Here is a 26,928-nt window from a genome sequence, read left to right on the forward strand (position 1 = left end):
TAACTACAAATTTTTTGTAGCAAAACGTGAAAATATCTTCCTATTCTCTGTATTATTTTTGCAAAAAACAAGTGCTATACTTTAACCAGTACATAAAAGGATACCTTGATTATCTAAGTTGATATGAAGCAGGAATGAAACATGAAAAAGAAACAGGTTGAGAAAGAACAGAATAATGAGAAACAGCTTCCCAGACAGGAAACGACACTGGGAGAAGATATCTTTCAACTGTTATTGAAGATTGTTCTTATCATTTTGGCAGTCATCCTTGTTTTTACATTTATGTACGGGATGGCGAGAATCAATGACGTATCTATGAAACCAGCAATAAAAGATGGTGATCTGGTCATGTATTATCGACTGGACAAGCGTTTTGTGTCCGGTGATATTGCAGTATTTAAGAAAGATGGCAGAACAACCACAGGCAGGGTCGTAGCAGTCGCAGGTGATACCGTAGATATAACAAAAGACGGTTTGATGATTAACGGTGCTACGCAGATTTCACAGGATATTTATTTTGACACCACACAGTTTCAAAATGGAGTTGACTTTCCAATCACTGTTGGCGAAGGTCAGATATTTGTACTGGGTGATAACAGACCGGAAGCGTCAGACAGCAGAATCTATGGCTGTATTAATATTAAAGACGTCAAAGGAAAAGCGATTGCGGTTATTCGGACCAGAGGACTCTAATCTCCTCCTCCGTTAATCAAATAAAAACAAACAATATTATTTACAAGGGAGGAATCATTATGAGCATGAACAAAATGTTCAAAAAAGTGCTCGCAGTTGTTGCTGCTGGTGCCATGACGATGGGAATGGCAATGCCAACATTTGCGGCAGATCCGGGCAAGACAACGGAGGCATGGATTACTAAGACCTACAATACAGAGGCCGGAAAGGCTGAGAAGTTTAGCTTTACAGCAGAGCAGGTCAAGACAGGAACTGGTATAATTACAACAGATGCAGCGGTTACTATGCCGGAGATATCATTTACCGATACTGAAACAGGAAAAACTTCTAGGAGAGGTAAGATTACATTTCCGACATATCCAGAAGCAGGAAAGTATGAGTATACTGTAAAAGAGATACAGACAGCAGATCCAGCAGTAGTCAACGGTGATCATGAAAAAATGATCATGTCAGGGGCTGAGTATACAATGGATGTATATGTTACAGATGGTGCAACTGGTACAGAAATTTCTAATATCGTTGTAAATAAAGTGAAAGATGATGCAGGTCAGACAGAAACTGGTAAAGTAGATATTGGAAATACCGATACTAATACTTTCAACTTTACTAACACTTATGTACAGGAAGCTGGTACAGGTACAGATCCTACAGATCCAGATCCGACTTATAATAAGTTTGGCTCTTTGAATGTGTCTAAAAAGATTGTTAATGCAAATGGTACAACAACAACTCCTGACGATGAGTTCGCTTTCACAGCAACATTTGCATTCCCGGATGGAACAGATGCAAACACACTTGGCGGAATCAAGGCTGCTAATGGAGATACTGTTACATCTGTTGAGGGCGGAACATACACATTCAAGTTGAAAGCAAATGAAAACATGAAGTTCACTGGTGTTCCAGTAGGAACAACAATTACTGTAAAAGAGTCTGCAGCTAAAAACTATAAAGGTAGTGCTGAAATCACTATCAATGGTACTAAGCTGACTCCTGTTGCTGAAACATCATACAACAGAGAACTTACAGCAGTAAATAGTCAGAAATTAGGTCAGAAACAGAATACCGTTGATGTAACCAATACATACAACGATGTACCTGTAACTGGTATCATCATGAACACTCTTCCATACGTTCTGATGATTGCACTTTGCGGTGTAGCACTGATCGCTTTTGTAGGATTCAAACGCAGAAGATTACAGAAATAATAAAATATAGCAACCAGGAAAGGGGATGTGTGCGGCGTTGCTCCGCCGCATCCCTTTTTGCTAATTTTGCGAGCAAATTGGTCAGATGAACCAGTTTTGATAAATATAAAAGAAACAGAAATGGTGAAAGGAACTTGTACATATGCTTCGGATGAAGAAAGTGCTGAAAGGAATTATCAGAGGATTAGACCATATTGTAAACTTCACAGCCTTATCGCTGATTCTTGCAGCCATGTTTCTCTCAGGTTATATGCTGTGGGACTCCCACCAGGTATACCAGACAGCAGATGCAAAGAACTATGAAGCATATATTCCGACAGAAAAGAATACAAAATCTTTTGAAGAATTACAGAAAATCAATCCGGATGTGATTGGATGGATACGAGTGAATGACACAAATATCAATTATCCACTGGTGCAGACGGACAATGATGATACTTATATGAATACAGATGCGGAAGGAAACTATTCCTTAAGCGGAGCAATCTTTTTACATTGTGCAAATAAGCCGGATTTTTCGGATTTTGATAATATTATATATGGTCACCATATGGAAAAGCACATGATGTTTGGAGATATCGGTGAATTTACAAATGAACAGTATTTCAACGAACATCCATATGGAAATCTGTTCTTTGATGGAAAAAATCATGGAATTGAATTCTACGCATTGTTACAGGTAGATGCTTATAATGAGACGATTTTCAATGTGTGTCTGGACACACCAGAAGCGAAACAGGAGTATCTGCAGGAAATCGAGAACAATGTTTTATATAAAAGAGATATGAATATAACGGAAGATGATCATCTGGTTTTGCTGACCACCTGTACATCGGATATGACAAATGGAAGAAATATCCTGATGGGACGCTTAACAGATCAGATATATCCGGAAAAAGAAAAAGCCAAAAACGTAGGTACAGGAATTGATGAACTGAAAAATGCAGTAGGAAAAGTGCCAGTTATTGTATGGTTTATCCTGATTGTCCTTGTACTGATGCTGATAGCAAGACAGATAGAAAAGAAAAGAAACAAGAAGAAAGAAGGAGAGGGAGAAGCATGAGAACAACACGTTTGACAAAAATAGCCATGGTTATATTCCTGTCCATGATATTCTTTCTGGGTGTTCAAAAACCAGTACTGGCAGCTGGCAAAAACACAACAGTGAAAATACCAGTGGAACAGATATTTGAAGTAAACAATTCTGCAGATGCTGACAAAACAGGCTCTTATGTTTTAATAGCAGATCAGATACAAAATCCAATGCCGGAGGGAAGCAATAGAAGAACATTTACCTGGAATATGAGTGGTAATTCTTCTACAGAGCTGATTATGAATGTCGGACAGGCAGGAGAATATCATTACAAGCTGTACCAGGCAACAGAGAATAAAGAAAATTATACATATGATTCAAAAACCTATGATGTAACGATTGAAGGATTCTTTGATTCCAATAATGAACTGATGGCGGTAACAGTGGTCAAAAATGAAAATGGAGATAAAGTATCGAAGGTTTCATTCAAAAACTCGTATACCGGTCAAACTGGTAAAAATCAAAACCCGGTTCCATCTTCCCCAAGATCAAAGGATATTATTCATAATGGTTCGCCGGTAAAGACAGGTGATGATAGTCCGGTTGCAGGCTATTTGTTCTTATTCTTTGGCTCAGTTATCTGCCTTTGCGGATTACTCATGGAGAAGCAGAAGAACAGGAAGGAAGATGCGAAAAATGAGGCATAAGAATTGGAAAACATATTTGAAAATAGCATGTTCCTGGCTTCTAATCTTTTCTGATTCTTCCTTTTTCAATCAATGAGTTTATGTACGGAACAAAGAAAAGAGAGAGAGGTGAGCACTTATGCAGCTTACTAATACAACGGATTATGCAATCAGGATTGTCTGTTATTTGGCAATAAAAAAGCGCAGGGTTACAACGGCAAAATTAGCTTCTGAATTAAAGATTCCGGAGAGCTATATTCCAAAAATCACAAAGCAGTTAAAAAAAGAGAAGATTATTTCAGCTTCTGAAGGTATCAGTGGAGGATATGCCCTTGCCAAAAATCCAGAAAAAATTTCTTTATTTGATGTCATATCATGTATGGAATCAACAATGGCAATCAGTCGCTGTCTTGAAAAGGATGGATTTTGCTCCAGAAACTATACGGATTGCTGTAAAGTACATCAAGTCTTATTGGACTTACAGAACACTTACAATAACCGATTAGAAAATGTGAAAATCTCTGATATTATCAGACCGGGGAAAGATGAATATTTTGGGCGATTTTATATCATTCTGAAAGTTAATTTAGCGGAAAACAGTTATGAATGTATCTATTCTCATAACAGGGGGATTTATGATGATGTAAAAACTGCAGGAACATATGATGATTTTCTGAAAGTATATTGTGAAAAATATGTATGTGAAAAAGATTGTGAAAAACTGCAGGAATTTTTGAAAAGCGATTCGTTGACAGAGCATTTGAAAAAGGGCTGTTCAGAAGAAGATATCGTTTATCAAAGAAGAAGCGAGAAAAACTCAGAGACTTATGTTTGGATGGAAGTAAAAAGATTTGTGGATGAAAATGAGAAAACTGCTGTTATTACATTCCATAATGCAAAAGTTATCCCTAACACAATTGTAAATATGGAACGGGAATTAAGACAAAAAGCACAGGATGAGACAAAACAGTATTGGAAAATGGTTTCGCTTCTGGCTGCAGTGTTGAATCACAATAATCTTATAGAAACAGAACATCAGGATGATATCTGTTTTTATACAAAACAAGTGTATCTTCAACTACAGAAAAACTATCCGGAGTATGGGATTACAGAGGAAGAAATAGAAAATGTCTCTCATCTGGCTCCAATTCATGATATTGGAAAAATCCGTGTGCCGATAGAGATATTGAACAAAAACGGTAAATTAACAGCTGATGAGATGGAAATTGTAAAGCAGCATCCTCTTACAGGGGCAGAGATGACATTGCGGTTTCCACAAGGAACTACGACAGAAAAACTTAATAAGTATAGCTATGAAATATGCAGATATCACCATGAAAGATATGATGGATCTGGTTACCCGGATGGACTAAAAGGTGATGAAATACCACTTTGTGCTCAGATAGTAGGCCTTGTGGATGCTTATGATGCATTGGTCAGTGTACGCCCCTATAAAAGAAAATTAAAGCATGAAGAAGCCATAAGAATGATTGCCAACGGTGAATGTGGTGTATTTTCAAAAAAACTATTGCAGTGCTTTATAGCAGCGGCAATGCAGAAGAAATGGATAAAAAAGGCAGATAGTTGAGAAAAGTAAAATATGTTTTTAGGAGGAATTTGTGTGAAGAGGAAAAAGAGATGGCTAAGATGGATAGCCTGGACACTTTTATTGGTTTTGTGCATGAATAGCGCAGGAACGACAGTTTTGGCAGTTTCAGTGGAAGAAGAGAATATTCCAAATATAAATAGTACTCAAGAGGGTGAAATGCGCACAGAAGATTTTATTCCGGAGGAAAGTACATCATTGTCGGAAGAGACGTCGAAAGAAGAAAATACTTCGCCATCAGAAGAGACTCCTGGAGAGGAAATCACCCCGCCATTAGAAGAGACTCCTGGAGAGGAAATCACCCCGCCATTAGAAGAGATTCCGGAGGAAGAAATTACTCCATCCCAGGGAGAGCTTTCAGAAGAAGAAAAAGCCTTCGAGGAGCAGATTGCACAAGAGGAATCACCGAAACTTCAGGAGATTTCCGAAGGCTTTGATATTGATTTCTATGTCATTATCGACGGAAACAAGGTAAAGCTTCAGCATAATGACATTACTGGCATTGCAACATGGAAAGACGGAAGAACTACCTATTATGGTGTTTCCATGGAGGACCTGCTTCTGATATATGAAGAATTTGGATTTGTGAAAAATGGTGAGAATCAGAATCCGGATGCAAATAATAAGTTTGTATCTGCATACCGGGGAAAAAGCGGGATAGAATACGGAAAAGTTTATACAGACACAGAATCCGGAAAGACATATGTTTCTTACAATTATGGACAGAATAAACAAGGGGAAGCGATAGATGTTTACTACCTTCCAAATGGAAAAGGCGTTGCATTAAATTTAAAAGATTCTGTAAAAAAGGACAACTCGTTTTATTCCGTAGAGGTAAAGGGAGAAGGGCAGGATCGGATTCGTTATGCATTAACAGGAACTGTAGTGGAAGAAGCTGTGGCTGATTTTAATCCCCAATTGTCGGACCAGACAGACCAGATCGAATGGACCTGTATGGGAACAGATGATAAGGTGATAGATGGTATACGGGAATCAGGGAACCAGACGAGGTTCACAATCGGAAAGATCACACAGTCTTATGTGATCCAGAGAGCGGATCAGACAGCCTTTGACATTCAGTTTTATATATATGCAGACAATGAGGTTCGAAAGCTGCCGGCTGATTCTCTGAAAAAGGTGTATAAATGGAACCGTCAGGGCAGATGCTATTTATCTGTCAGTGATCTTGCTGAGATTTATAGAGAGTTCGGCTTGAATGCAGAGGAAACACAGTCCGGAAATTATTTTCCATATACAGTCCGTGGTGAGAAGACATTAGCACAGGCGACAGTGGTAACTTATAAAGGACAGCAATATGTATCTTATAACCTGGACAAGCAGGAAACAACTGTACCAACAGACGTTTATTATATGCCAAAAGGAGCATCTGATGGCGAAAAAATTCCGGATAATAATTCAGACCAGATTAAGCAGAATAAGAACAGTTTCTATTCGGTTACAGTGATCAATCCGGATGGAAATCGAACGGTGAGTTACTATAAGAAAGATTCTGCGGTCACAATTTCCGTTGATCCAGGAGATACGAAGGAAAGCGACTGGCTTTGTGCCAGTGAGGATGAAAATGAAACAATTTTTCCGGTGAAACAGGGCGATAAACTAACCTTTTCTATTGGGAAGATAGAGCAACCATATACGGTTGCATGCAGCACTTTTGCACCAGCAACCTTGAACATTAAATTCTATACTTTTGTAAATTATGAGAGATATAATGTTCTAAACGAAGAAATTCCTGTTATAAAAGATACTACAACAAAGCCGGGAACAGTTTATTATTATATTTCTAATGATGAGTTAAAAAAGCATTTTGAAAAATTTCATTACGATGGTTCTATTCAAAATGGAGCAAAAGAGCGTTTTTATTATTCCAAGAGAGATTACGATACAATCCATAATGCAGGGAAATACACGATAGAAGGTCATGAATGTATTTATATAGGAAAGTCCGGAGAGCCGATGGATGTGTATTACCTGCCAGACGGACAGAATATGATCACCATGAATGCAAAGACCTTACTCGAACACGACGATGATAGATATAACGGTTTTTACAGTGTGACAGTACAGGATGACGATGGACAGGTTTACAGCCAAACAGCTTTGCGTGATCTTCCGGCAATTGATTTTGTTGCAAGAAAGTCAACACTTACAAGAACAGTTAGTACAAAGCCGCGTGTAGAAGAACAAACGCAGGATATAAACTGGGAATGCAGAGAGGAAGATGGTACTCTTTCAGCAGTTACATGGAGTAAAAATGAAGAAGAGCATACCATGAGCTTTACTATTAAGCCAGATGATGCAGTACGTCCATATGTGATTGTTCCTGATAATACAGAAAAACCGGCAGCAACAAAAGAAGCAAATATCAGTTTTTATGTATTTATCGATGGACATTATAAGCTGATAAAGAACCTCAATGCTGAGCAGCATTACATAATCAAAGCAAACAGTGGCCGAGCCAGTCGTTATTATTTGCGAGCTAAACCAGATGATACGATTTCTAAAATTTACAGTGAGTTTGGTTTCACTCCGAGCAAGCTGGAGCCCGGCGCAGATCAGAAAGAGAAGATTCTGTTTGGTTATGCGACAGACAGCCGTGTGTTTGTACAGCACCCTTATAAGGACAACGATGGTACATGGTATATTCCTGTCCTGAAAAACGGGAAAGATGTATCTGTCTATTATTTCTCACAGCCAAACCCACTGAATCCAGACAGAATCGAAAATTATTTTGATCGTTTGACAGGACTTTCTTCTCAGGTTGGGCTGGCAGGAAGACATTTCAGTGTAGAGGGAAGTTTTCATCTGATTGAAGTGTTGGATCCACTGAACCTGACCAAAAGAGAGGCGATTAAGAGACAGTATGTAGGCCATGGGGAAGCATATACTGTGGAAGTACCAAAGAGGGCAAGTTTAGAAGGTGAGTATTATGGCAAGGAGATTGTCTGGAGTTGTACATCTAATGACAGGGACGAAAATGAGGTTCTTCCGGAACCGTCCGGAGATGATAAGGTAAAATTTGAAATTCCGAATGTTAACTCATCTTATGAGGTGATCGCAGACAAACCGCTGGAGTCTGGGGCAGTCAGGGTTATCTATAATACAACTCGTTATATGAAGAAACTTCCTAAGGAAGCTAAGTTGACCCCTCAGGTTGAGAATAAGACAAGACATACAGATGATTATGAGAATGAAATAGAAGCTGGAAAACATAACGTTAAGTCACCATATCCTCTGGTTTATGATCATGAAGATAATGACAGCAAAGAGTTGGAACAGTATGAATTCGATCATTGGGATTACAGAAACAAAGACGGAAAGTGGCAGGAATGCGGTGCAGGGGATTCTATTTCTGATCTTATAAATAATAATGCAAGACAGCCAATCACCCTCTATGCAGCGTGGCGTAAGGTGAGTAACCAAAATCGAAAACAGGTACAGTTTTATATCTGTAAGTCAGCGATGCCGGAAGATGGTTCGGTAGCATTACCAACCACGAATGTAGACGATTATACAAGTGCGGTTGCCGTGGCAAACTGTAATGTGAAGGCAAGTATATTGCATGATGTTCCAGTTCTTGGAAATAAGAATCCATCTACGTGGGAACAGTATGCGGATGGAAATAAGAGAGTGCAAGAACTTTTGCAGGGAACTAAACCAGATGAGGGATATATTGGAAATGGAGACTATATCTACAAGATAGATAGAATTCCTTCCGATGAAGAGGTATTCCAGACAATTCGTGAAAGCGGACGTATGATTCGTATCGGAGACAGGGAGATTCCGCCATCGAAATTAGATACCGAATTCTTCACCATTTATTGGTATTCTTTCAAAAGTGAAATGTCCGATGGGTGGCATATTGACGGACGTATTGTAGCAAAAAATGGTTACCTGACAGTAAAGAAAGATTTTGTCGGAATGCCGGAAGCAATAGAGAAAGTCAAGAAAGATTATTATATCCAGGTAGATATGGATGAAAAGCTTTTAGATGGAAAACCTCAGCCACCTGCATTTCATGAGCATATGAAACTTGTGCTTCCTTCAGAAGATAGCCAGAAACCGGATGCAGAAGCTCCGCAAGCGGAGGATGCTCCAATAGAAGTTGTAGGTACATGGACAGATGATACACATACAAGCTGTACGTGGATCGTTAAGGCGGACTCATTCTGGAAATACACATTAAAAGAGTACAACTATAAGCCAAAAGATTCGAATGTGAAATTTTCAGGTTGGTACAATGTTCACAATTCTCATGAACAAGGAGATAATGTAAATTCATGGGAAGCATATCCAGAAAGTGGAATTCAATTCACAGGACGTGGAATTGGACGCGGTGGTGAGACTCTTACTATTGAATTGGAGAACCGTTATCAGAAAGAGGGAATACTCACACTGAACAAATTTGATGAGTCTACCGGACGGGGAATGGAGAAGATCAATTTTGCTGTCAGTAAGAACGGTGTTGAGGAGGAAACGGTAACAACTGATAAATACGGAATCGCACAACTTCACATTCCGTTACAAGATGAAAACAAACAGAACAGAACAGCAACTGAGACGTATTTGTTGCGAGAGACAAACTTACCGACGGGATATGTAGACACAGGAGATATACAGATCACAGTTGAGATTGCCAATGGAGCATTCAAAATCACTGATGCAAAACTGGTGGATAGGGAGGCTAACGAAAATCAGGAGGCTGTTAAGGCACCAGTTGATGGTAAGATAGACGGAAAATCTGTTCTGCTTCAGCGAGGAGATACCAGCCTTAATATCCGAAATTTTGCTAAAACAGGCACTCTGCATATCAAAAAGACATGGGAAAATCCAAATGATGCACTGACGGAAAAACAGGTGAAAATCAGATTGTATCAGAATGGAATTTCTACAGGACAGGAATTCTTGCTGAATGAAGAGAACGGATGGGAACACACAGTCGACAATGTTCCACTATTCCAGGACAGAAATCCGGTGGAATATAAGGTGGAAGAAATCGAGATAGGAAAGACACATTATTCTTCGGACTACGGGGATGGTTTCCTATATTATGAAGTTATTTATCCAGAGATTCAGTATTTCGATTCAAATGGACAACAAATATTCCCGAAGGATGAGAATGAGTTCAAGGATGTTTCCAAGATGGAACTGGAAGTGCAGAATCTGCATTTCAATCTTGCTGAACGAAGTTTCTTAAAGACGGATGATCTTCCAAGAAACCGACTTGCTGGTGCAGGTTTTCTGTTCTACAAAGTACCGTATGATGATGTTACGAAAGAATATGCGGATGATACAGGATATACAGTAGATTATGACAATACACAGAGCAAGGACGATATCGTTCTGAAAAAGGATGGAAAAACGTGTACGACGTATCGTTCCTTAGAAACAGATGAAAATGGAATGCTTCAATTACCGGAGGACTTTGAGAACGGACGATACTGGATGGTAGAATCTGTTACTCCAAACAAAAAGGACAAAGCAGATAAAACCAAAACACAGTATCAGGATAACTTTAATTTATATATGGTCGATGTAGAATCCGGTATTTTATTCCTATATGAGAAATCATCGATGACAAATACTTGGAGAGCTGTTTCGGACAGACATATCGTCAATCATCCGCAAAAAGGCGGGGTGACGGTTGAGATTACAAAGGAAGTCACTGGTCCACTTGGAAACCGCAAGAAGCCATTTGATATGGAAATTCTCTATTGGGAAGATGGTCAAAAGCTGCGTAGCAAGACAATTAGAACTTCTTTGAAACATGGAGATAAAGTTACATTAAAAAATGTAGATATATCTTCGGATATCATAATAACAGAAACTGTTGATACATCAAAATACGCTGTTTCGATTTCTAAAAAAGAAGAGAATGATAAGTATTCAAATCCAGTGCAGGCAACATCGAATGGAAATACGGCTGTCATGAAACAGCGGATTGAGGCTGCACGAGGAGATGTGATCGAGTTAAAAATCACAAACGAAAACACACAATTAATACCGGAAACAGGGGTTCGTCTGGGAACAAGCAGGCATGTATGGCTATTACTCGCTATAAGTATCGTTAGTCTTGGTTTGATTGTAGGATTATATAAAAAGAGAAAAATGAAGTAGCCATTATTTAAAGAAAACTGATCCATTGCGGTGGAATCAGTTTTCTTGTGTTATACGGTTTAAAACGTTTCTGATATTAGTGTTGAAGTGGTGGTGCAACGGTACGATTGATATCGTTGTTTGATATATGAGGAGCATTGAGTAGTACTGTGAAATTCTGCTGGATGATATCTAGTGTTTTCTGTTTTTTCTGCAATTCCTGTTTTCCTCGGACAGTAGCAGCTTGTTCAGATTCAAGATGTTCAATCCGCTTCTGAATTTTATTAGAGCTTGGGATTTTGGTAATACCGAGATCTTGCAGTTCTTTTTTTAGTGAATCGTGGAGCTGGTATTCTGCCTGATGCTTGGTACGGTAAGCTTTTGGATTTTTTGCAGATTTGCAATCTTCAATCACTTTACGGCAGAGCCGGTAAGAATCGCAGTGTTTTTGAATGACTTTCTGTGTACTCAGCTCACTGGTGATTTGAGCTATTCTCTGATCAGTCGCTTTAACAGAAGAAGCAATGAATCCGGAAGAAGATATAACTAATACTATTATGTATAAGGGTAATAGAAATTTTCTGATGCAATTTTTAGTAACAAGTTGCAAAAAAATGAAGGTGTATCATGTTGGTGACTCCCAGAATCGGGAAATGATTTTAGATAAATTCAGATTAGCTCTTTTAAATGAAGAGTATATTATTTCCACGGATATTCAGGAAATATTAGGACGTGGTTCTGTCTTGTCATTCCGGCAATCATTGCTATATAAATTTTCTAAATCAAAGTTAGAGAAAATGTCTGCATAAAACAAATTCGTTTTACGCAGACGTTTTTTAGCTAGCGGGGAAAAATCAACCCAACTCTGCCCCAAGTTCATACCTCCAATACTCCGCGGCCTCATACTCTCTGGGTTCTGAGAGTACCGGTACGGTAAAGAGTTCAACCGGAACACCGAGTGTTGATGCGAAGAGTTTCATAAGATCCTCTTTCGGTGTTCGGACATCGCTTTCGTACTGAGCAATCCGGACATCGGCACAGCTGTCGGGAAAGCCAACAGCCATGCCAAGTTCTTTCTGAGTAAGATGATTTTTCTGTCTTAAGTGTTTTAATTTTCTTCCAAATGTAATCATAGTATTATTCTCCTGTACTTCCAAATGCCCCAGTTCCTCGTCCTTCACCAAGGTCCAGGACAAAGTCTGCGATCACGACTGGTGTGATTACCAGCTGACCGACGCGTGTGTCTTTATGAATGGTCTGAGAAGATGTGCTCACGTTACTGATAATGGCATGGATCTCACCACGGTAACCGGAGTCAATCGGTGGAAGTTCGCATACCAGTCCTTTTGCTGCCATGCTGCTTCGAGGAAAGACATATCCGGCAAATCCATCCGGGATGATGAGACCGAATCCAAGCGGAATTCTTGCAATCTCACCTGGTTTTAATACGCAATCATAAGGCATGAATACATCAGCACCGGCATCATTTTCATGTGGCCGGAAGGGATGATGATCTGCTTTCAGACCAAAGTCAATCAGTTTAATCTTTATAGCTGCTCACCTCCCTTCTGATGAGCAATGGATAATCTGCTTTTAAGATATCTGATGGCATCCAAAGTTTTGAAATAGGATTCTGGCAGGACATCTGTTTTTCCATGCAACTTCCTCTCTGACAGAATGGACCGGTCAGATCCGGTGCAAAAAGGATCGGGCTTAATTTGTACAATCTTTGCCAGATATAGAGCATCACAATCCTGGTTTCATCCGTATTCCTTCTGCAGGTTCTCTGGCCGATCATATGCTTCCACTGGTAAGGTGTCGCGCTGATGATCAGTACGTTTCGAAGTCCCTGAGGTGTAGCATATCCGGCTGAATCATGATCAATGCCTAATTCACAAAGCTCTGCATAGTGATCCAGATCTGACTGACAGCTTTCCTTGTAAATATCCTGGATTTCTTTATCTGCTTTCATGATTCCATATGGAATAGCAAATGCAGCATGACCGGAATAATTGCTGTACTGCAGAGATGCACTCATGTACTTTACTTCGTTTTGATGCCTTGTGATCTGTGCCAGGAAGCGTCTGCTTGCACCAACAACAGCCACGGTAATGACCATGAATTTCTGTACTGTTGGATGGGGAAGTCCTGCAATGTTTTCTACGGTCTTCTGACTGTAGGATTGATGGTAAAGATCCATCAGATCTGCCATGTTCTGGATCGTATGTCCGTGTTGTGTGAGCCTGGCAGCAAAGACCATATTCTGTTCTGCTTCTCGGATCCCATAGCAGTTTAAGATAGCTGTTTCAATGTGATCCATAGGCCTGTTCCTCCTTTACCAGAGCTTTTAAAAGAATCAGATAATTGATGCAGTCTGTGATCTTTTCATCCCACTGTTCCATGTCAAAATGTAACAGAGTGGAATAACACATATCGTAAAGGGATACGACATGTTTCGACATCATACCGGCCAGTGCTGCTTTTGGATCGCAGTTTTGTAAAGCGGCAGCAATCTTGAATGCACTGAGGCGGTCAATATTGTCACCGGTATATTCTTTCTTTTTATGTGCCAGGATATCAGCACATTTCCTCATTTGAAGTTCAAATACAACATTAAATTCTTCTTGTGTCATGTAATAGTTCCTCCTTCGTTTTGTGATAGTTATCGTTCGAGATCTTTGGTTTTTGATCTCTCTGCTTCTGGAATCTGCATCTGAAGAATGGCATCAACATTCTGATCGGCAGTATCCAGATCTTTTAATTTTTCTTTCAAGCTGCTTATTGCTTCTTCTTCGGAAGCTATCTGCTGTTGCAGTTTTTCTTTTTGCAAAGTCAAGGCTTTTAGGCTTGTCATCTTTCCATCCTGATAAAAGGATCTCAGCCAATCTCTGGCTTCTTCATATTTCTGAATTTCCTTCGCATGTTCTTTTCGGTACTTTCCTTTGTACTTTGCATTTGAAAATTGGGAATAAACTTTCTTATTTGCGTAGTACTGACCGGTATAGCGGATCTGATCATTGAGGATCCTTAGATTGGACCGATGCTGAGCAACCTGTGTCTGCATTTCTTTTAGTTCCTGCTTTGATGCAAGCAGTGTATTTTTCAGATCTGACTGCGTATCAAATCCATGTTCCTGTACATAGATAATGGTATTTGCCATTTGCTGCAGGTTAGAAAGTTTTACCCGATGAGCATAAGCCGGGCTCTGCATTGCTTTCACATTTGTCTGGAGATTTACAACCAGGCGAAGGTGAGATCTGACGTAGAGAATAGCCAATGGATCTTTGCGTAAGAAGGTCTGTTCCAGGTGTTCTTTTCCATATCGTGTTCCCAGTGCACGTTCAGTAATCCGCTTCTGTCGATCAGGATGAAGATAGCTGTATCTGCCCCGATGATCAATCACAGAGATCTGAAATAGTTCCAGAAGTTTAGATTGGAATTCATCAAAATTACTGGAAGTGACAGCACATTCATCAATCGCTTGTCGCAAATATTCTTTCTGCGTAAGGAATACGGTGGATGTTGGTTTGAGACCATCTTCGATAATTTTCCGATTGATCTCATCTATTGTTTGCTGGCCGTGTTTCTGTGCCATATACTCTTTCTGAGTGATTTTTCTTTCAGCCGGAGCAAGAAGATCTATCTGGTGAAGTCCTTCCTGTAGGCAACGATCCATGACAGTTTTCTTAAAAGTGTTCATGAATTTATCCGTGGAACGATGCTTGTATCCGGCAACTTCTTCATGTGGTTTATCCATATAAGGCTGCCTTTCCACTGCAGTCTTCCTCACACTGTTGATGACGATGTGAGTATGGATATTTCCGGATTCATTGTGGCCATCGGTGTGAGTAACTACCAGTGCCTGATATCCGGGAAACATCTGCTTTGCAAGTTCTAAACTGATTGTCTGTGCTCTCTCACCGGTAAGTCCATTTTCTGTAACATCGGCTGGATCATAGCTGATAATGTAGTGGTGACTTTTGATATCTTCACGTTTCTTGTTTTTGTGAAAATGAGCATTTGTCAGTTCACATTCCTTGTCAAAAGACATCGGATCACAGTTCAGACCATCCATATAAAACTCTTTTCGCAGGATGCTTCGACCGGATTCATCTACAATCTTTTTTCCGGTTTTTTCATCATGTTCAAACAGAAGGTAATTAATAGCAGCCGAGTAATTTGCATTTCTGCTTTTAATGTGTTTTACGATTGCCATTCATACCACCTGCCAGTTTCAGTACCTCTTTTCTCAATAGGAATAAGTCCGTGATACACTGATGGATTTCGTTTTCTATAGCACGAGACTGACTGCCACCACTGTTAAAATGCTTGGCAATCTGATTGAGATTCGATCCGATTTTTCCATATTCACTGACCAGTTTTCTGAGATCGTTCATGTCTGCAACAACTTCAATTTGGTGATTGATTTGCTTTTCAAGCAGGAGTTTTCTCACATATTCAGAACGAGAAAGTCCTGTAACGTCAACGGCTTCATTTAATACTGCCAATTCAATATCCGTTAATTTTAATGTGATGATGTTACTCCTCTTGAGATTCTTTTCTTTCTTCTTTGGTGCCATAGTCCTCCTTCTTTTTTGATAAGACATCTTGGATGTGCGATTACACTTTTTAACCGGCTGTCCCTTCCGGTTATATAAAGTGCTGCGACTATCTTTGATAGAGAGCCAACAGATATCTTTGATGTCTGTACGAGGGTATGGGGAATCGGAATCCCCATCAAGAGGTTTACCCGGAGGTATGCCGTAGCCATAAAATGGCGATACGGTAATACCTGGGTGGATCTTGCTCTAATCTACGAACCCTCTTACATATACAAAAGATGGAGGGGGAAAATACAGGGTGTGAGAGAAAAGAATTTTAGAAAAATCAAAATAACTCAAAAACTTGACTTTTAACAAATACATAATTTTTCTCTAAATCCGAAAAAAATTGCATATCAGAGGCTGTATTTTCACCCTCCTTCTTTTGTATATATGAAAGATATTTTTTTATGTACGAAGGAAGGAGGTTTTTTCATGCCTAAAGTCAGAAAAGAAATTCCAGAATTGGAAAAGCTGGTGCAGGTCGGAAGAAAGAAATTTGTCCGTTATGAGGAAGGGGCACAATTATATTCTATGGGGTTGCATACATTTCAGGAATTAGCGAAAGATGCGAAAGCAGTCTATCATGTGAAGAGAGTTGTTCTGGTCAATACAGAGATTGTGGATGAATATCTTGAAAATTTCAGAGATGAATTATAAAAAATAAAATGTAATACATGAGGAGCAAAACACGTTGACTTGTTGTCGGACATAAAGTATAATAGTGTTGTAAGGAAGGAGGAAATAGTATGGCAAAGATGGGAAGACCAAAGAGTGATGATCCCATGAATTATCGTTTCACCATCCGTTTCTCCAATGCTGAGCAGAAGCAATTGGAAGCTTATGCTGAAAAGTACGATCTTACAAAAGGGCAGGTGCTTAAGAAAGGATTGGAACTATTATACCGACAGGATAAGCACAGCTAAGATGCTCCTCACGATTAGTGAGGTGAGAGGATGGCAAAATCAAGAAAAGACAGCCGGGGGTATGTGTTGCGAACCGGTGAGAGTCAGAGAAAAGACGGTCGCTATTCTTATTCTTATACAGATTTAGATAAAAATAGACGAACTGTTTACGCAAAAACATTGGTTGAACTCAGAGCAAAAGAAAGAAAAATCATCCGCGACAAAGAAGATGGACTGAATCCGCAGCTGGCTGACAGGATGACGCTGAATGAACTGTATGATCGGTTTATCGAACAGAAATATGATTTGAAACCATCAACAAAAGTGAATTATCTCTATATGTATAATCACTTTGTCAGACCAACATTTGGAAAAAGACTGATTGGTAAGATCAAATATTCTGATGTGAAAAAATTCTATTATCGTATTATCCTGGATGAAGAAATGAAAGCAAATACGCTGGATAGTATACATACACAGTTGCATCCGGCATTCCAGATGGCTGTAAGGGATGGACTGCTCAGACAAAATCCAACAGACGGATTAATGGCAGAAATCAAAAAGAGCCATATCTGGGAAGATAATCCGAGACATGCGCTTACGATTCCACAGCAGAAAGCTTTTATGGATTACTTAAAAGCCCATCGGGAATATCAAGGATGGGTACCTATTATAACGGTCCTTCTTGGAACAGGAATGCGAATTGGTGAATGCATCGGTCTTCGATGGGATGACCTGGATTTTGAAAAGCGCATTATCAGTGTGAATCATACTTTTATCTACAGACCTGATGAAAACAGAAAATCGGTCAAGCATATTTCTACACCAAAGACGATTTCAGGACGGAGAACTATTCCGATGATCGATGAAGTGTTCAATGCTTTTTTGGATGAGTATGAGATCCAAAAGTGCATTGGCTTTTCCTCAGAAGAGATTGATGGATATTCAAATTTCGTTTTTGTAACGGCAACCGGAACGGTATATTTACCAAATGCAGTTAATCGAGCGATTGAAAGGGCAAGAGTTGCATATAACAAAGAAGAAATAGAAAAAGCAGAGAAAGAGGATAGAGAACCACTCATTATCCCTCATTTTTCAGCTCATCATTTGAGGCACACATTCTGCACAAGACTGTGTGAGAATGAATCGAATTTGAAGGTGATCCAAAGTATCATGGGTCACTCAGATATTACAACAACCATGGATGTTTATGCGGAAGCGACACAGGAGAAAAAGCAGGAAATTGTTGCAAATCTCCAGGGAAAGATTATAATATAAGTAGAGAATTGTCTTGTTACTTGAAGAGACAATCTATATATCAAAACAATTTGTACAACACGAATGACACAGCTGACTTGTGGCTCTATGGACCTCAGTGGAAGACCAAAAAAATCGGTTTTTGGATGTGTACGGTGCCTGACGGAGCTCGGCGGACAAGGGTGGAAGGAATCGTTCAATTAATCCCGACAATGAAGTCCCTGGACGCTGATAAGAAAACTGGAAAGTCAACAAATGGCACTTCCGAAGAAGCTGCTCCGGCGAATGATAACAACGGATTCTTTACTGCAAACGAGAAGATTGACTTCTCCAACGTAAAAGTAGAGCCGCTGTTCGAAGAAGCAGTTGACTTTGATACCTTCAGCAAATCTGATTTCAGAGCTGTTAAGGTTAAAGAGTGTGTTGCAGTACCGAAGTCCAAGAAACTCCTTCAGTTCACACTGGACGACGGAACAGGCACAGATCGTACAATTTTAAGCGGTATTCACGCTTATTACGAGCCGGAAGAACTGGTAGGCAAGACACTGATCGCTATCACAAACCTTCCACCACGTAAGATGATGGGAATCGAGTCCTGCGGTATGCTGCTTAGCGCAGTAAACAACCTTAAGGATTCCGAAGATGAAGAACTGCATCTGATCATGGTTGATAACCATATCCCGGCTGGTGCAAAGCTGTACTAGAATGATGTAAGGATGTACCGTTTTACTAAAATAACGGGATGTACTTCATTTGGTCAAATCCATATAAAACAGTGATTTACATCAAACTTACATTATTTGATGCGTGAATTTGTGCAAGCACGAAAAAATTGCATAATTATTTGATGCGAAACTGATTTAGGATAAGTAGAATTTAATATTGTATAAAGAGGCGTTTTTAAGTTACCCCTGTGATATAGCATTAGCTGTACGGTAACTTAGAAGCGTCTCTATTTTTTTGGAAGTTATATGAGTGCAACAAAGATTATATTGAAAAAACTAGTTTTATTTTCTGTCCTGCTCATTTTAAGCGAACGGTTACAGTAACTGTTCAACTGGGGTGATGAATTGATTGTAGGAAACATTATCGGCAAAAAAGCACTTGCAGGAGTCGATGCAGCACATTAATTTACAATTTGTTTATCACCGTTATTGTTGGTTTCACTTCCGGCTTATCAGTTCACTTTCGGGGGCTGTATTAATAGTACCGATTTTGAAAGCACTCAATATACCGACGGATTTATTTGAATATGCGAGGGAATATCTGGGAGGACAATGCGTAATGTAAGAAGCCGGATGAAGAATGAACTGGAGTATCGGATAAATGAGAAGCAGGAAAATTGTATTCGGTTAAAAGACTGATGGGTGGCAGAGTGATTAAGAAAAACAGAATTTTTATAGATACCTTATCTGCCGTTTGCCACCTGCCAGTGTATAAATAATAAAAAAGATTGCGAACTGCTTGGAATTTGCAATCAAACGAAATATAATGAAGAAAAAAGAGGAGGCGATATCTATGGCAAGAACAGCAAATGTATTTGCACGTGTTGAGCCTGAAGTGAAAGAACAGGCAGAGCAGGTACTTGATCGACTTGGTATTCCAATGTCCAATGCGGTAGGAATGTTTCTGAGACAGATTGTACTCCAGAGAGGAATTCCTTTTGAAATGAAACTTCCGGCTTATGAGGAACCTGTTGCGTATGGTTCTTTTACAAAGGAACAGTTCGATGCAGAAATAGAAAAAGGCATGGAAGATATTAAAGCTGGCAGAGTATATTCAGCAGATGAAGTTGAAGCAGAAATGAAACGGGAATTTGGAATATGAAATATAAAGTGATGTATACAGCAGGAGCCAAAAGAGGTCTGAGAAATATTTTCAGATATATTTCATAGGAACTGTTAGCTCCAGAGAACGCTGCCGGACAGACAGATCGAATTATGGCTGCCATTCGAAAGCTGGACACCATGCCGAATAGAAACCGGCTTTATGAGGAAGAACCATGGCATAGTAGAGGACTTCGGTTTGAAGAAATGCCGTATAATAACACAGAATTGTTAGATATATTGATGAAACGTTTGAAAAAGTAACGTTGGCAAAAAAGATAGTGAAGGCTTAGAGTGGCAGTGCACCATCTAAGCCTTGTTTTTTGAGAAGTGAAAGTAAATTCTGCGTTATAAAGTTTCGAGAAAACGAAAGTTTCATGATTGTAAAACGGCAGCTTTAATGCTAGAATGTACATATATCTTGCTGTATTGATAGGGGATCAGAAATGGTAAATTATAATAACTTATGGGTTGTTATGAAGCAAAAGAAAATGACCAAAACGGAATTGAGATTGGCAGCAAAACTGAGTACAAGTACTTTTGCAAAGCTGAGTAAGAATGAGATGGTTTCACTAGAGGTGCTTGTTCGTTTATGTTATGTTTTGGGATGTCAATTAAGTGATATTTGTTTTATCCCGAATGCGAAAGAGGGGGACAGCATTGAGTAATATAATGGACATTATTGCAAAAGAGACAAATGGAAAAAGTTATAAGACATTTAAGTATACTTATGAAGGATCAGATGTGTTATCTTTTGCTTATGATGATCATCAAGAAATAACATGGGAACGATACGGAGAAACTGTACCTCCAAATGGGTCTATCAATTTGAAAAGAAAGGCAGATTCTATTGCAAACGATAAACCATTATTTGGATTTTTTTTAGATGGATCACGACACACATATAAAGTTGATGATATCGCATACAAAAATAAGGTATATCCAGTTATTGCGGGACAGGTAGGCGTTAGCTGCTGTCAACGTATAGATAAAGTAATGCATAGTTATGAGTTTGATCGTAGGCTGGCAATTGCGTTGCCTAAAGTTGCAAGCCAGAGTGATTGGAATAAAAAAGTTTTTTTTGCAAATCTCTGTAAAAAACTTAATGAGGAATCTTATTTAGAAACAATAGGAATTCAATTTACAGATGTTATTCCATATGCAACAAAAGTTGATGAGTTTGATCGTATAGAAGGAAAAGGAATAGCGGTTATTCAGGATTTGATGATTCAAAGAGAAGTAGCCATGGTGACTAAATTGGTAGCTGAACATAAAATCAATAATAGAAGATATTTGCTCAAAGATGGCTCGTTGGAATACAGAGTAGATCATTTAAGAAATGACAGAGAAAAGCGTCAGTTTCAAAAGAATTTTAGTTTTGTTGTTGGAGTATCAAAATCATTTAATCCAGAAAACTGTAAAGATAAGAAAGGTAAGAATAATTCAAATATGATTGCTGATCTTCCGCTATATCATAGAACTCCAGTGAGTATGTATAGTTCTCCACGACTTGAAGGAATGAGATATGCTGTATGGTATTTGAGAATAAGAGATAAAAGATATACGACAAATACTTTTGATGGCATTTTAAAAATAGAAAAAATATTGGTTACAGATGAACAGATTCATAATGGCTTAGAAACAGAAGAAGTGGATTTAATTTCAGCAAACATAATAAATGAAAGAAATCCTGTCTGCTATGGAGCTGACAGTAGATGGGCAAATCACTTGTATCCGGTTTATGTGACAGAGTGTTTTGCAAAAAGTAAGTATCTTAGTGATACAATGTTTTTGAATCTTTTTTAGGAGATAGTGTTATGGGAAAAGTGATAGGAAAAGTAATTGCGACAGAAAAGAATCCATCGACAATAGATGATTTTTATTTTTGGACAAAACAGGATTTGATATTAAACCCTTTCGATGTTGTGAAAGTTAATCATCTTCAACATAGTGTTTCTTATGGTGTCATTGAAGAAATATCTCATATTACAGATACTGCAAATTTTTTGGCAGATTATGTGTCGAACGATTTTGGAGATGTCGATGCAACAGAAAATACACATCGTATTGGAATGAACTATGTAAAAGCAAAAGTTATAGGAAATACGGGAAATATATATATTCCTTTGATTAATAATCAAAAAGTTGAATTGGCAAATGAAGATGAAGTGGCAGAAGCTTTGGGACTTAAAAATGTCAAAAATCCAGTGACATGTGGTTATTTGGAAATGTATAATGGACACGAGGATAACATCAAGCTGCCGGTTCAAATGGATTCTCGTTTTTTGATTGGTCCAGAAGGGGCACATTTAAACATTTCAGGAATATCTGGACTTGCAGCAAAAACTTCATATGCTATGTTTCTTTTAAAGGCAATTCAAGATAAGTGCATGAGTAATCCAGAGCAAGACGATGATGTCGCTTTTGTTTTGTTTAATGTGAAAGGAAAGGACTTGCTTGCTTTGGATGAGCCTAATGAATACGAATCAGTTGCCGAGAAAAATGCAACCTATGCTCTTTATGAAAAATTACATATGTCAACAGAACCATTTAAGAATGTTCAATATTACTATCCGTATGCAGAAAATAAGATTGGAAATACCTATTTACATAGAGAAGCATATGATAACCAAAGAAGTCAGGGAAAAGCACATCTATATAAGTATTCATATGAAGAAGATAAAGACAATTTGGATTTGATGTTTGCAAGTATGGATGATCCACAGCAGACAATGGATTCGATTCTGAACTATATTATTTCTAATCAAGGGAGTTTTGGAGGACTTGATGGATGGGACGATTTTTTGGATGAAGTTCAAAAGTATTGTAAAGCTGGATCTGGTGGAGATAAGGAAATAACAGTAAACAGTTGGAGAAAATTCAATAGAATTATAAGAAAGTCTATTTATCGAAATGAGATTTTTGATTCTGTACGAGATAATGGTGAAGAGGTTCGAATTGGAGAAGCGCTGAAACATATAAAAAAGGACGAAGTCCATGTTATTGATATTGCAAAATTAAATGAAGATATGCAGGGCTTCGTATTTGGAGATGCGATTAGAGCTATTTATGATTTACAGTTAGGTCAATTTAGTGAAGATAAAGATGTCAATCCGCCGAAAAAAATAGTTATTTTTATTGATGAGTTAAATAAGTATGCTTCGACTGATACGCCTAAGAGTTCACCAATCTTACGTCAGATTTTAGATATTGCAGAAAGAGGACGTTCATTGGGAATAATTCTTTTTTCAGCAGAACAATTTAGAAGTGCTATACATAACCGTGTAACGGGAAACTGTTCTACGCATGCATATGGAAGGACTAATGCAATCGAAATTGCAAAGCCTGATTATAAATTTGTGCCACCGGTATACAAGAACATGATGACTCGTTTGAAACAAGGTGAATATATAGTACAAAATCCTGTATTTCGGTCATTACTTAATATTAAATTTCCTAAGCCGATTTACAAACAATATAAACAGTAGAGGGGTATTTGAATATGGCTGTAGGAAAAAATTTCCTTGAAAATTTAACAGTAGCTATGTATGAAAATAGTTTTACTGTATATAGAGAGTTTGTGCAGAACGCAGCAGATTCTATTGATAAGGCAATTGCCAGTAAGCTGGCAGAGCCAGATGATTTTTATATAGATATTTCTATTGAATATTCTAAGCGAAGAATTTGTGTATATGACAATGCATGTGGTATTCCGATACATTTATTTAAGAAAAAAATGTTGGATGTAGCAGATTCTGATAAAGATCGAGATACAGAAAAAGGATTTCGAGGAATAGGAAGATTAGCAGGTTTAGGGTATTGTGATAAACTAATTTTCCGAACGACATCAAAGGGTGAAGATAAGGAATCTATTATTACGTGGGATGGAGTTAAATTAAAAGAGATTGTTGATGATCCGACACAGCATCCATCTTCAGAAGAATTGATTAATACAATTACAGAAATTGAATATAAATCGGCAGACGAAGATGATCATTTTTTTGAAGTAATTATGGAAGACGTTATTTTTGAAAGTGATGATTTGTTGGATGAGGAACAGGTAATAAAATACTTACAGGCTGTATCACCAGTGCCGTACGCAAATTATTTTATATTTTCATCAAAAATTCAGGACTTTGCTAATGAAAATAATTTTAAAATAGATGAGTATACAATTACTGTGAATGGAAATCAGTTATTTAAGCCTTATAAAACGAATTTACTTGAGGGTACATCGGATAATAGCAAATCATACGATGAAATTAAAGATGTTGCTTTTAAAATTTTCAAAGGTAATGATGGAAAACCAATTGCTTGGATGTGGTATGGAATCGCAAAGTTTGAAAAACAGATACCGGTTGTAAATGAAATGAGATGTATTCGTCTGAGGAAAGAGAATATTCAAATTGGCGATGAGTCAACTATAGGATATCCAAAATACTTTAAAGAACAACGTGGAAACAGTTACTTTATTGGTGAAGTTTTTGCTGTTGATAATGGATTAATTCCTAATGCCAGACGAGATTATTTTAATCAAAATCCTGCAACAAAACAATTTGAAAAAGTATTGAAGCCTTTTTTTTATTCGGAACTTTATAATTTATATCATTATGCAAGTAAGGTTAGAAGTGCACAAAAAACGATGAGTAATTTCCAAAAAAAGGAAGAAGAATACAAAGAAAAATTGAATAACGCCGGATTTATTGATACTGAAGAGAGAGAGACAGCACAAAAGGAACTAGAAGAAGAACGTGCCAAGTCCCTAAAAGCACAGCGTGAAATAGAAAATCGTCGTAAAGATGCTGATGAAAATGAAGTTCTGAATAGAGTATTTAACGAAATAGAAAAAACTTATAAGCATTCGGATTCGCAAGAAGAACCAACTCAAAAAAAGAAAAATGGTTCTGAAAAAGGCGAGAAGGGTAATAAATATTTAACACAATCATTATCAAAGTATGGGAAAAAAGAGCAAAAATTGATTGCAAAAATATATAATATTATCAAAATGATTTTACCTAAAGATTATTCGGAAATGGTAATAAAAAAAATACAGGAAGAGTTGAGCAAATAAATGAGAAAGATTTTGCTTGTTGAACCAAATTATAAAAATAAATATCCGCCAATGGGACTTATGAAAATTGCAACTTATTATAGGCGGTTAGGGGATGATGTTACTTTTTTTAAGGGTAATCTTAAAGAACTTGTTTTGAACAACACATATGAAGCACTTTTAAAACAGTTATATGCTAATGACGATACAATTTTTTGGGAAAAATATAAACCTCAGATATGTAAATATATTGCACGAGGAACCAAGGAAGCATTAGGCGAAATCCCTTTAGTAAATGAAAACATAATTATATTTGAACTTTTGAAATATTATAGAAGATATTTCAGAAATAAGGAATATTTCAAAGCAGAAAACAGAATATACGATAGAGTTGGTATAACTACATTATTTACATTTTATTGGGACATTACAATACAGACCATTAATTTTGCAAAACAGCTCTGTAAAAATGAAAAGGATGTTATGATTGGTGGGGTCATGGCATCCATTTTGCCGGATCAAGTCGAACAAGCAACGGGTATTAGGCCGTATGTAGGAACATTGAGCACTCCAGGACAGTTAGACCCGGGAAATGACATGATTATTGATATACTTCCACTTGATTATTCAATTTTAGAAGAAATTGATTATGTATATCCTGCCAATGATGGATATTTGGCATATATGACCCGAGGCTGTATCAACAAGTGTGCATTTTGTGCAGTTCCTAAACTTGAACCGGAATATAAAGATTTTCTTCCAATTACGGAGCAAATTGAATATACTAATCAAAAATTTGGCGGAAAGAAAGATTTATTATTATTAGATAACAATGTTCTGGCATCTTGTCAGTATGATCATGTTATTGATGAAATAAAAAAAGCTGGTTTTACGGTGGGAAGTACCTTTGTTCCTCCTAATATGTTTGAAATTGCGGTGAAAAACCTCAAAGAAGGATATAATGAACGAGGATACATTAAAACTGTAGTTAGACAGTACAAATTATTGATTGAAAAATATGGTGAAAAAATACAGGATGTATATGATCTTTTAGAAGAACACTATCTGTTAAATGATTATACTGCCAAAAAAGAAGCTGTATTTGAGACATATGATGTTGTAAAACCATTATTTGAGGAGTTCTATAAAAGAAAAGGGCGAAAACGATATGTTGATTTCAATCAAGGTATTGATTCAAGATTGATAAATGATGCTAATATGGAAAAAATGTTTGAGATACCTGTGAGACCAGTTCGTATTGCATTTGATCACTGGAAACTACATGAACGTTATGAAGAGGCTGTTAGAACAGCAGTGCGTCATGGACACACAAGCCTTTCGAATTATGTTTTGTATAATTTCGAGGATAAACCATTGGAATTATATTGGAGACTTAAGTTGAATGTAGATTTGTGTGAAGAACTAGGAATTAGTATTTATTCTTTTCCAATGAAATATCATCCAATTGAAGATCCAGAGTACTTTAGCAATAGAGACTATATTGGACTATATTGGAATAGAAAGTTTATTCGTACTATCCAAGCGGTTTTGAATTCAACCAAAGGGAAAGTTGGAAAAGGAAAAGAATTTTTTGAAAAGGCTTTTGGCAGTAATGATGACGAATTTAATAAGTTGTTGCTTATGCCGGAAGCAATGATCATATATAGATTCTATTTTGAAGAAATTGGGCTCACTGATGAATGGTGGGAACATTATAGTGCTCTTACAGAAATACAGAAAGGTATAGTTAACCCTATTATTTACAGCAATATCTTTGATGAGTATGAAGAAACAGTAGAGGATGAGGATTGTTTAAAAGTGTTGTCATATTATAGAATACGGCGAGAAGATGCAGAAAGTGCTATAAAAGGGAAATTCAGTTAATCGGGTTTTCCTTTTTACAATAAATTTGTCAAAAATAATTGATGGATTGCTTTATAGTACTATTCATA

The 26,928-nt window shown here is 37.7% G+C and carries 22 protein-coding genes and 2 pseudogenes; 17 read left to right on the forward strand and 7 right to left on the reverse strand.

The genetic code is table 11. The features are described 5' to 3' along the window. The first annotated feature begins 141 nt into the window (after positions 1-141). The 6 genes from lepB to G5B06_RS07955 all read left to right on the forward strand — a co-directional run bounded on the left by lepB (position 142) and on the right by G5B06_RS07955 (position 11,358). Positions 142-693 carry a signal peptidase I gene (lepB, locus tag G5B06_RS07930; RefSeq protein ID WP_055169112.1) on the forward strand — a complete coding sequence of 184 codons (552 nt, stop codon included), beginning with the start codon at positions 142-144 and terminating at the stop codon, positions 691-693. Between the two features lie 59 nt (positions 694-752). Then, positions 753-1,898: a DUF7601 domain-containing protein gene (locus G5B06_RS07935; protein ID WP_173690217.1), complete on the forward strand. Its 1,146-nt coding sequence runs from the start codon at positions 753-755 to the stop codon at positions 1,896-1,898. Between the two features lie 142 nt (positions 1,899-2,040). Then, positions 2,041-2,961 (forward strand): class B sortase, encoded by a 921-nt coding sequence (gene srtB, locus G5B06_RS07940; RefSeq protein WP_117805298.1) that lies wholly within the window; start codon positions 2,041-2,043, stop codon positions 2,959-2,961. Further along, positions 2,958-3,638 (forward strand): Spy0128 family protein, encoded by a 681-nt coding sequence (locus G5B06_RS07945; RefSeq protein ID WP_117542264.1) that lies wholly within the window; start codon positions 2,958-2,960, stop codon positions 3,636-3,638. Before srtB ends, G5B06_RS07945 begins: the two co-directional genes overlap by 4 nt. A gap of 118 nt (positions 3,639-3,756) precedes the next feature. Then, on the forward strand, positions 3,757-5,205 hold the full coding sequence (locus tag G5B06_RS07950) for an Rrf2 family transcriptional regulator (RefSeq protein ID WP_173690216.1): 1,449 nt from the start codon (positions 3,757-3,759) through the stop codon (positions 5,203-5,205). A 177-nt stretch (positions 5,206-5,382) separates the two neighbouring features. Continuing rightward, positions 5,383-11,358 carry a Cna B-type domain-containing protein gene (locus G5B06_RS07955; protein WP_243863540.1) on the forward strand — a complete coding sequence of 1,992 codons (5,976 nt, stop codon included), beginning with the start codon at positions 5,383-5,385 and terminating at the stop codon, positions 11,356-11,358. A gap of 76 nt (positions 11,359-11,434) precedes the next feature. Here the strand turns inward: G5B06_RS07955 and G5B06_RS07960 are convergent, their stop codons facing one another. From G5B06_RS07960 to G5B06_RS07990, 7 genes are all read right to left on the reverse strand, one after another. Next, the gene (locus G5B06_RS07960) at positions 11,435-11,947 is read right to left on the reverse strand and encodes a hypothetical protein (protein ID WP_243871097.1); all 513 of its coding nucleotides are present in this window, start codon (positions 11,945-11,947) and stop codon (positions 11,435-11,437) included. Between the two features lie 244 nt (positions 11,948-12,191). Beyond that, positions 12,192-12,470 carry a helix-turn-helix domain-containing protein gene (locus tag G5B06_RS07965; protein ID WP_092072478.1) on the reverse strand — a complete coding sequence of 93 codons (279 nt, stop codon included), beginning with the start codon at positions 12,468-12,470 and terminating at the stop codon, positions 12,192-12,194. 4 nt (positions 12,471-12,474) lie between these two features. Further along, positions 12,475-12,888 carry a dUTP diphosphatase gene (locus tag G5B06_RS07970; protein WP_173690255.1) on the reverse strand — a complete coding sequence of 138 codons (414 nt, stop codon included), beginning with the start codon at positions 12,886-12,888 and terminating at the stop codon, positions 12,475-12,477. Beyond that, entirely contained in the window at positions 12,878-13,657 is a 780-nt protein-coding gene (locus G5B06_RS07975; protein ID WP_173690214.1) for an FAD-dependent thymidylate synthase, read from the reverse strand. Before G5B06_RS07975 ends, G5B06_RS07970 begins: the two co-directional genes overlap by 11 nt. Beyond that, a complete protein-coding gene (locus G5B06_RS07980; protein WP_029471619.1) occupies positions 13,644-13,970 on the reverse strand; it encodes a hypothetical protein in 327 nt (108 codons plus the stop codon). The genes G5B06_RS07975 and G5B06_RS07980 overlap by 14 nt, the downstream gene beginning before the upstream one ends. Positions 13,971-13,999: 29 nt before the next feature. Continuing rightward, positions 14,000-15,553 carry a relaxase/mobilization nuclease domain-containing protein gene (locus G5B06_RS07985; protein WP_173690213.1) on the reverse strand — a complete coding sequence of 518 codons (1,554 nt, stop codon included), beginning with the start codon at positions 15,551-15,553 and terminating at the stop codon, positions 14,000-14,002. Beyond that, positions 15,531-15,917 (reverse strand): plasmid mobilization protein, encoded by a 387-nt coding sequence (locus G5B06_RS07990; RefSeq protein WP_173690212.1) that lies wholly within the window; start codon positions 15,915-15,917, stop codon positions 15,531-15,533. The genes G5B06_RS07985 and G5B06_RS07990 overlap by 23 nt, the downstream gene beginning before the upstream one ends. Before the next feature lie 456 nt (positions 15,918-16,373). Between G5B06_RS07990 and G5B06_RS07995 the strand changes: the two genes are divergently transcribed. From G5B06_RS07995 to G5B06_RS08040, 11 genes and pseudogenes are all read left to right on the forward strand, one after another. After that, a complete protein-coding gene (locus G5B06_RS07995) occupies positions 16,374-16,598 on the forward strand; it encodes a DUF6462 family protein (protein WP_009245419.1) in 225 nt (74 codons plus the stop codon). A gap of 89 nt (positions 16,599-16,687) precedes the next feature. Further along, a complete protein-coding gene (locus tag G5B06_RS08000; protein WP_004843915.1) occupies positions 16,688-16,864 on the forward strand; it encodes a hypothetical protein in 177 nt (58 codons plus the stop codon). Between the two features lie 30 nt (positions 16,865-16,894). After that, a complete protein-coding gene (locus G5B06_RS08005; protein WP_173690211.1) occupies positions 16,895-18,121 on the forward strand; it encodes a tyrosine-type recombinase/integrase in 1,227 nt (408 codons plus the stop codon). A gap of 173 nt (positions 18,122-18,294) precedes the next feature. Beyond that, positions 18,295-18,804 (forward strand): annotated as a pseudogene (locus G5B06_RS08010) (lysine--tRNA ligase); the annotation flags it as partial. Positions 18,805-19,618: 814 nt separating this feature from the next. Then, the gene (locus tag G5B06_RS08015) at positions 19,619-19,927 is read left to right on the forward strand and encodes a type II toxin-antitoxin system RelB/DinJ family antitoxin (protein WP_173771690.1); all 309 of its coding nucleotides are present in this window, start codon (positions 19,619-19,621) and stop codon (positions 19,925-19,927) included. Then, a pseudogene (locus G5B06_RS19790) lies at positions 19,924-20,127 on the forward strand (type II toxin-antitoxin system RelE/ParE family toxin); the annotation flags it as partial. The gene G5B06_RS08015 and the pseudogene G5B06_RS19790, both read left to right, overlap by 4 nt. A 245-nt stretch (positions 20,128-20,372) precedes the next feature. Further along, positions 20,373-20,594 (forward strand): helix-turn-helix domain-containing protein, encoded by a 222-nt coding sequence (locus G5B06_RS08020; RefSeq protein WP_173771692.1) that lies wholly within the window; start codon positions 20,373-20,375, stop codon positions 20,592-20,594. Beyond that, positions 20,587-21,732 carry a hypothetical protein gene (locus tag G5B06_RS08025; RefSeq protein WP_173771694.1) on the forward strand — a complete coding sequence of 382 codons (1,146 nt, stop codon included), beginning with the start codon at positions 20,587-20,589 and terminating at the stop codon, positions 21,730-21,732. Before G5B06_RS08020 ends, G5B06_RS08025 begins: the two co-directional genes overlap by 8 nt. A gap of 11 nt (positions 21,733-21,743) precedes the next feature. Beyond that, positions 21,744-23,414, forward strand: a complete 1,671-nt coding sequence (locus G5B06_RS08030; RefSeq protein ID WP_173771696.1) for an ATP-binding protein — start codon at positions 21,744-21,746, stop codon at positions 23,412-23,414. 14 nt (positions 23,415-23,428) lie between these two features. After that, positions 23,429-24,997 (forward strand): ATP-binding protein, encoded by a 1,569-nt coding sequence (locus tag G5B06_RS08035; RefSeq protein ID WP_173771698.1) that lies wholly within the window; start codon positions 23,429-23,431, stop codon positions 24,995-24,997. Continuing rightward, complete coding sequence (locus tag G5B06_RS08040) at positions 24,998-26,860, forward strand: hypothetical protein (RefSeq protein WP_173771700.1); 1,863 nt, start codon at positions 24,998-25,000, stop codon at positions 26,858-26,860. The last annotated feature ends 68 nt before the right edge of the window (positions 26,861-26,928 follow it).

It is taken from the genome of Blautia luti, assembly GCF_013304735.1.
Lineage (GTDB): Bacteria > Bacillota > Clostridia > Lachnospirales > Lachnospiraceae > Blautia_A.

Coding starts and splice junctions, on each gene's coding strand:
- lepB (WP_055169112.1), top strand. CDS start 142: ATGAAAAAGAAACAGGTTGAGAAAGAACAGAATAATGAGAAACAGCTT.
- G5B06_RS07935 (WP_173690217.1), top strand. CDS start 753: ATGAGCATGAACAAAATGTTCAAAAAAGTGCTCGCAGTTGTTGCTGCT.
- srtB (WP_117805298.1), top strand. CDS start 2,041: ATGCTTCGGATGAAGAAAGTGCTGAAAGGAATTATCAGAGGATTAGAC.
- G5B06_RS07945 (WP_117542264.1), top strand. CDS start 2,958: ATGAGAACAACACGTTTGACAAAAATAGCCATGGTTATATTCCTGTCC.
- G5B06_RS07950 (WP_173690216.1), top strand. CDS start 3,757: ATGCAGCTTACTAATACAACGGATTATGCAATCAGGATTGTCTGTTAT.
- G5B06_RS07955 (WP_243863540.1), top strand. CDS start 5,383: ATGCGCACAGAAGATTTTATTCCGGAGGAAAGTACATCATTGTCGGAA.
- G5B06_RS07965 (WP_092072478.1), bottom strand. CDS start 12,470: ATGATTACATTTGGAAGAAAATTAAAACACTTAAGACAGAAAAATCAT.
- G5B06_RS07975 (WP_173690214.1), bottom strand. CDS start 13,657: ATGGATCACATTGAAACAGCTATCTTAAACTGCTATGGGATCCGAGAA.
- G5B06_RS07980 (WP_029471619.1), bottom strand. CDS start 13,970: ATGACACAAGAAGAATTTAATGTTGTATTTGAACTTCAAATGAGGAAA.
- G5B06_RS07985 (WP_173690213.1), bottom strand. CDS start 15,553: ATGGCAATCGTAAAACACATTAAAAGCAGAAATGCAAATTACTCGGCT.
- G5B06_RS07990 (WP_173690212.1), bottom strand. CDS start 15,917: ATGGCACCAAAGAAGAAAGAAAAGAATCTCAAGAGGAGTAACATCATC.
- G5B06_RS07995 (WP_009245419.1), top strand. CDS start 16,374: ATGCCTAAAGTCAGAAAAGAAATTCCAGAATTGGAAAAGCTGGTGCAG.
- G5B06_RS08000 (WP_004843915.1), top strand. CDS start 16,688: ATGGCAAAGATGGGAAGACCAAAGAGTGATGATCCCATGAATTATCGT.
- G5B06_RS08005 (WP_173690211.1), top strand. CDS start 16,895: ATGGCAAAATCAAGAAAAGACAGCCGGGGGTATGTGTTGCGAACCGGT.
- G5B06_RS08015 (WP_173771690.1), top strand. CDS start 19,619: ATGGCAAGAACAGCAAATGTATTTGCACGTGTTGAGCCTGAAGTGAAA.
- G5B06_RS08020 (WP_173771692.1), top strand. CDS start 20,373: ATGGTAAATTATAATAACTTATGGGTTGTTATGAAGCAAAAGAAAATG.
- G5B06_RS08030 (WP_173771696.1), top strand. CDS start 21,744: ATGGGAAAAGTGATAGGAAAAGTAATTGCGACAGAAAAGAATCCATCG.
- G5B06_RS08035 (WP_173771698.1), top strand. CDS start 23,429: ATGGCTGTAGGAAAAAATTTCCTTGAAAATTTAACAGTAGCTATGTAT.
- G5B06_RS08040 (WP_173771700.1), top strand. CDS start 24,998: ATGAGAAAGATTTTGCTTGTTGAACCAAATTATAAAAATAAATATCCG.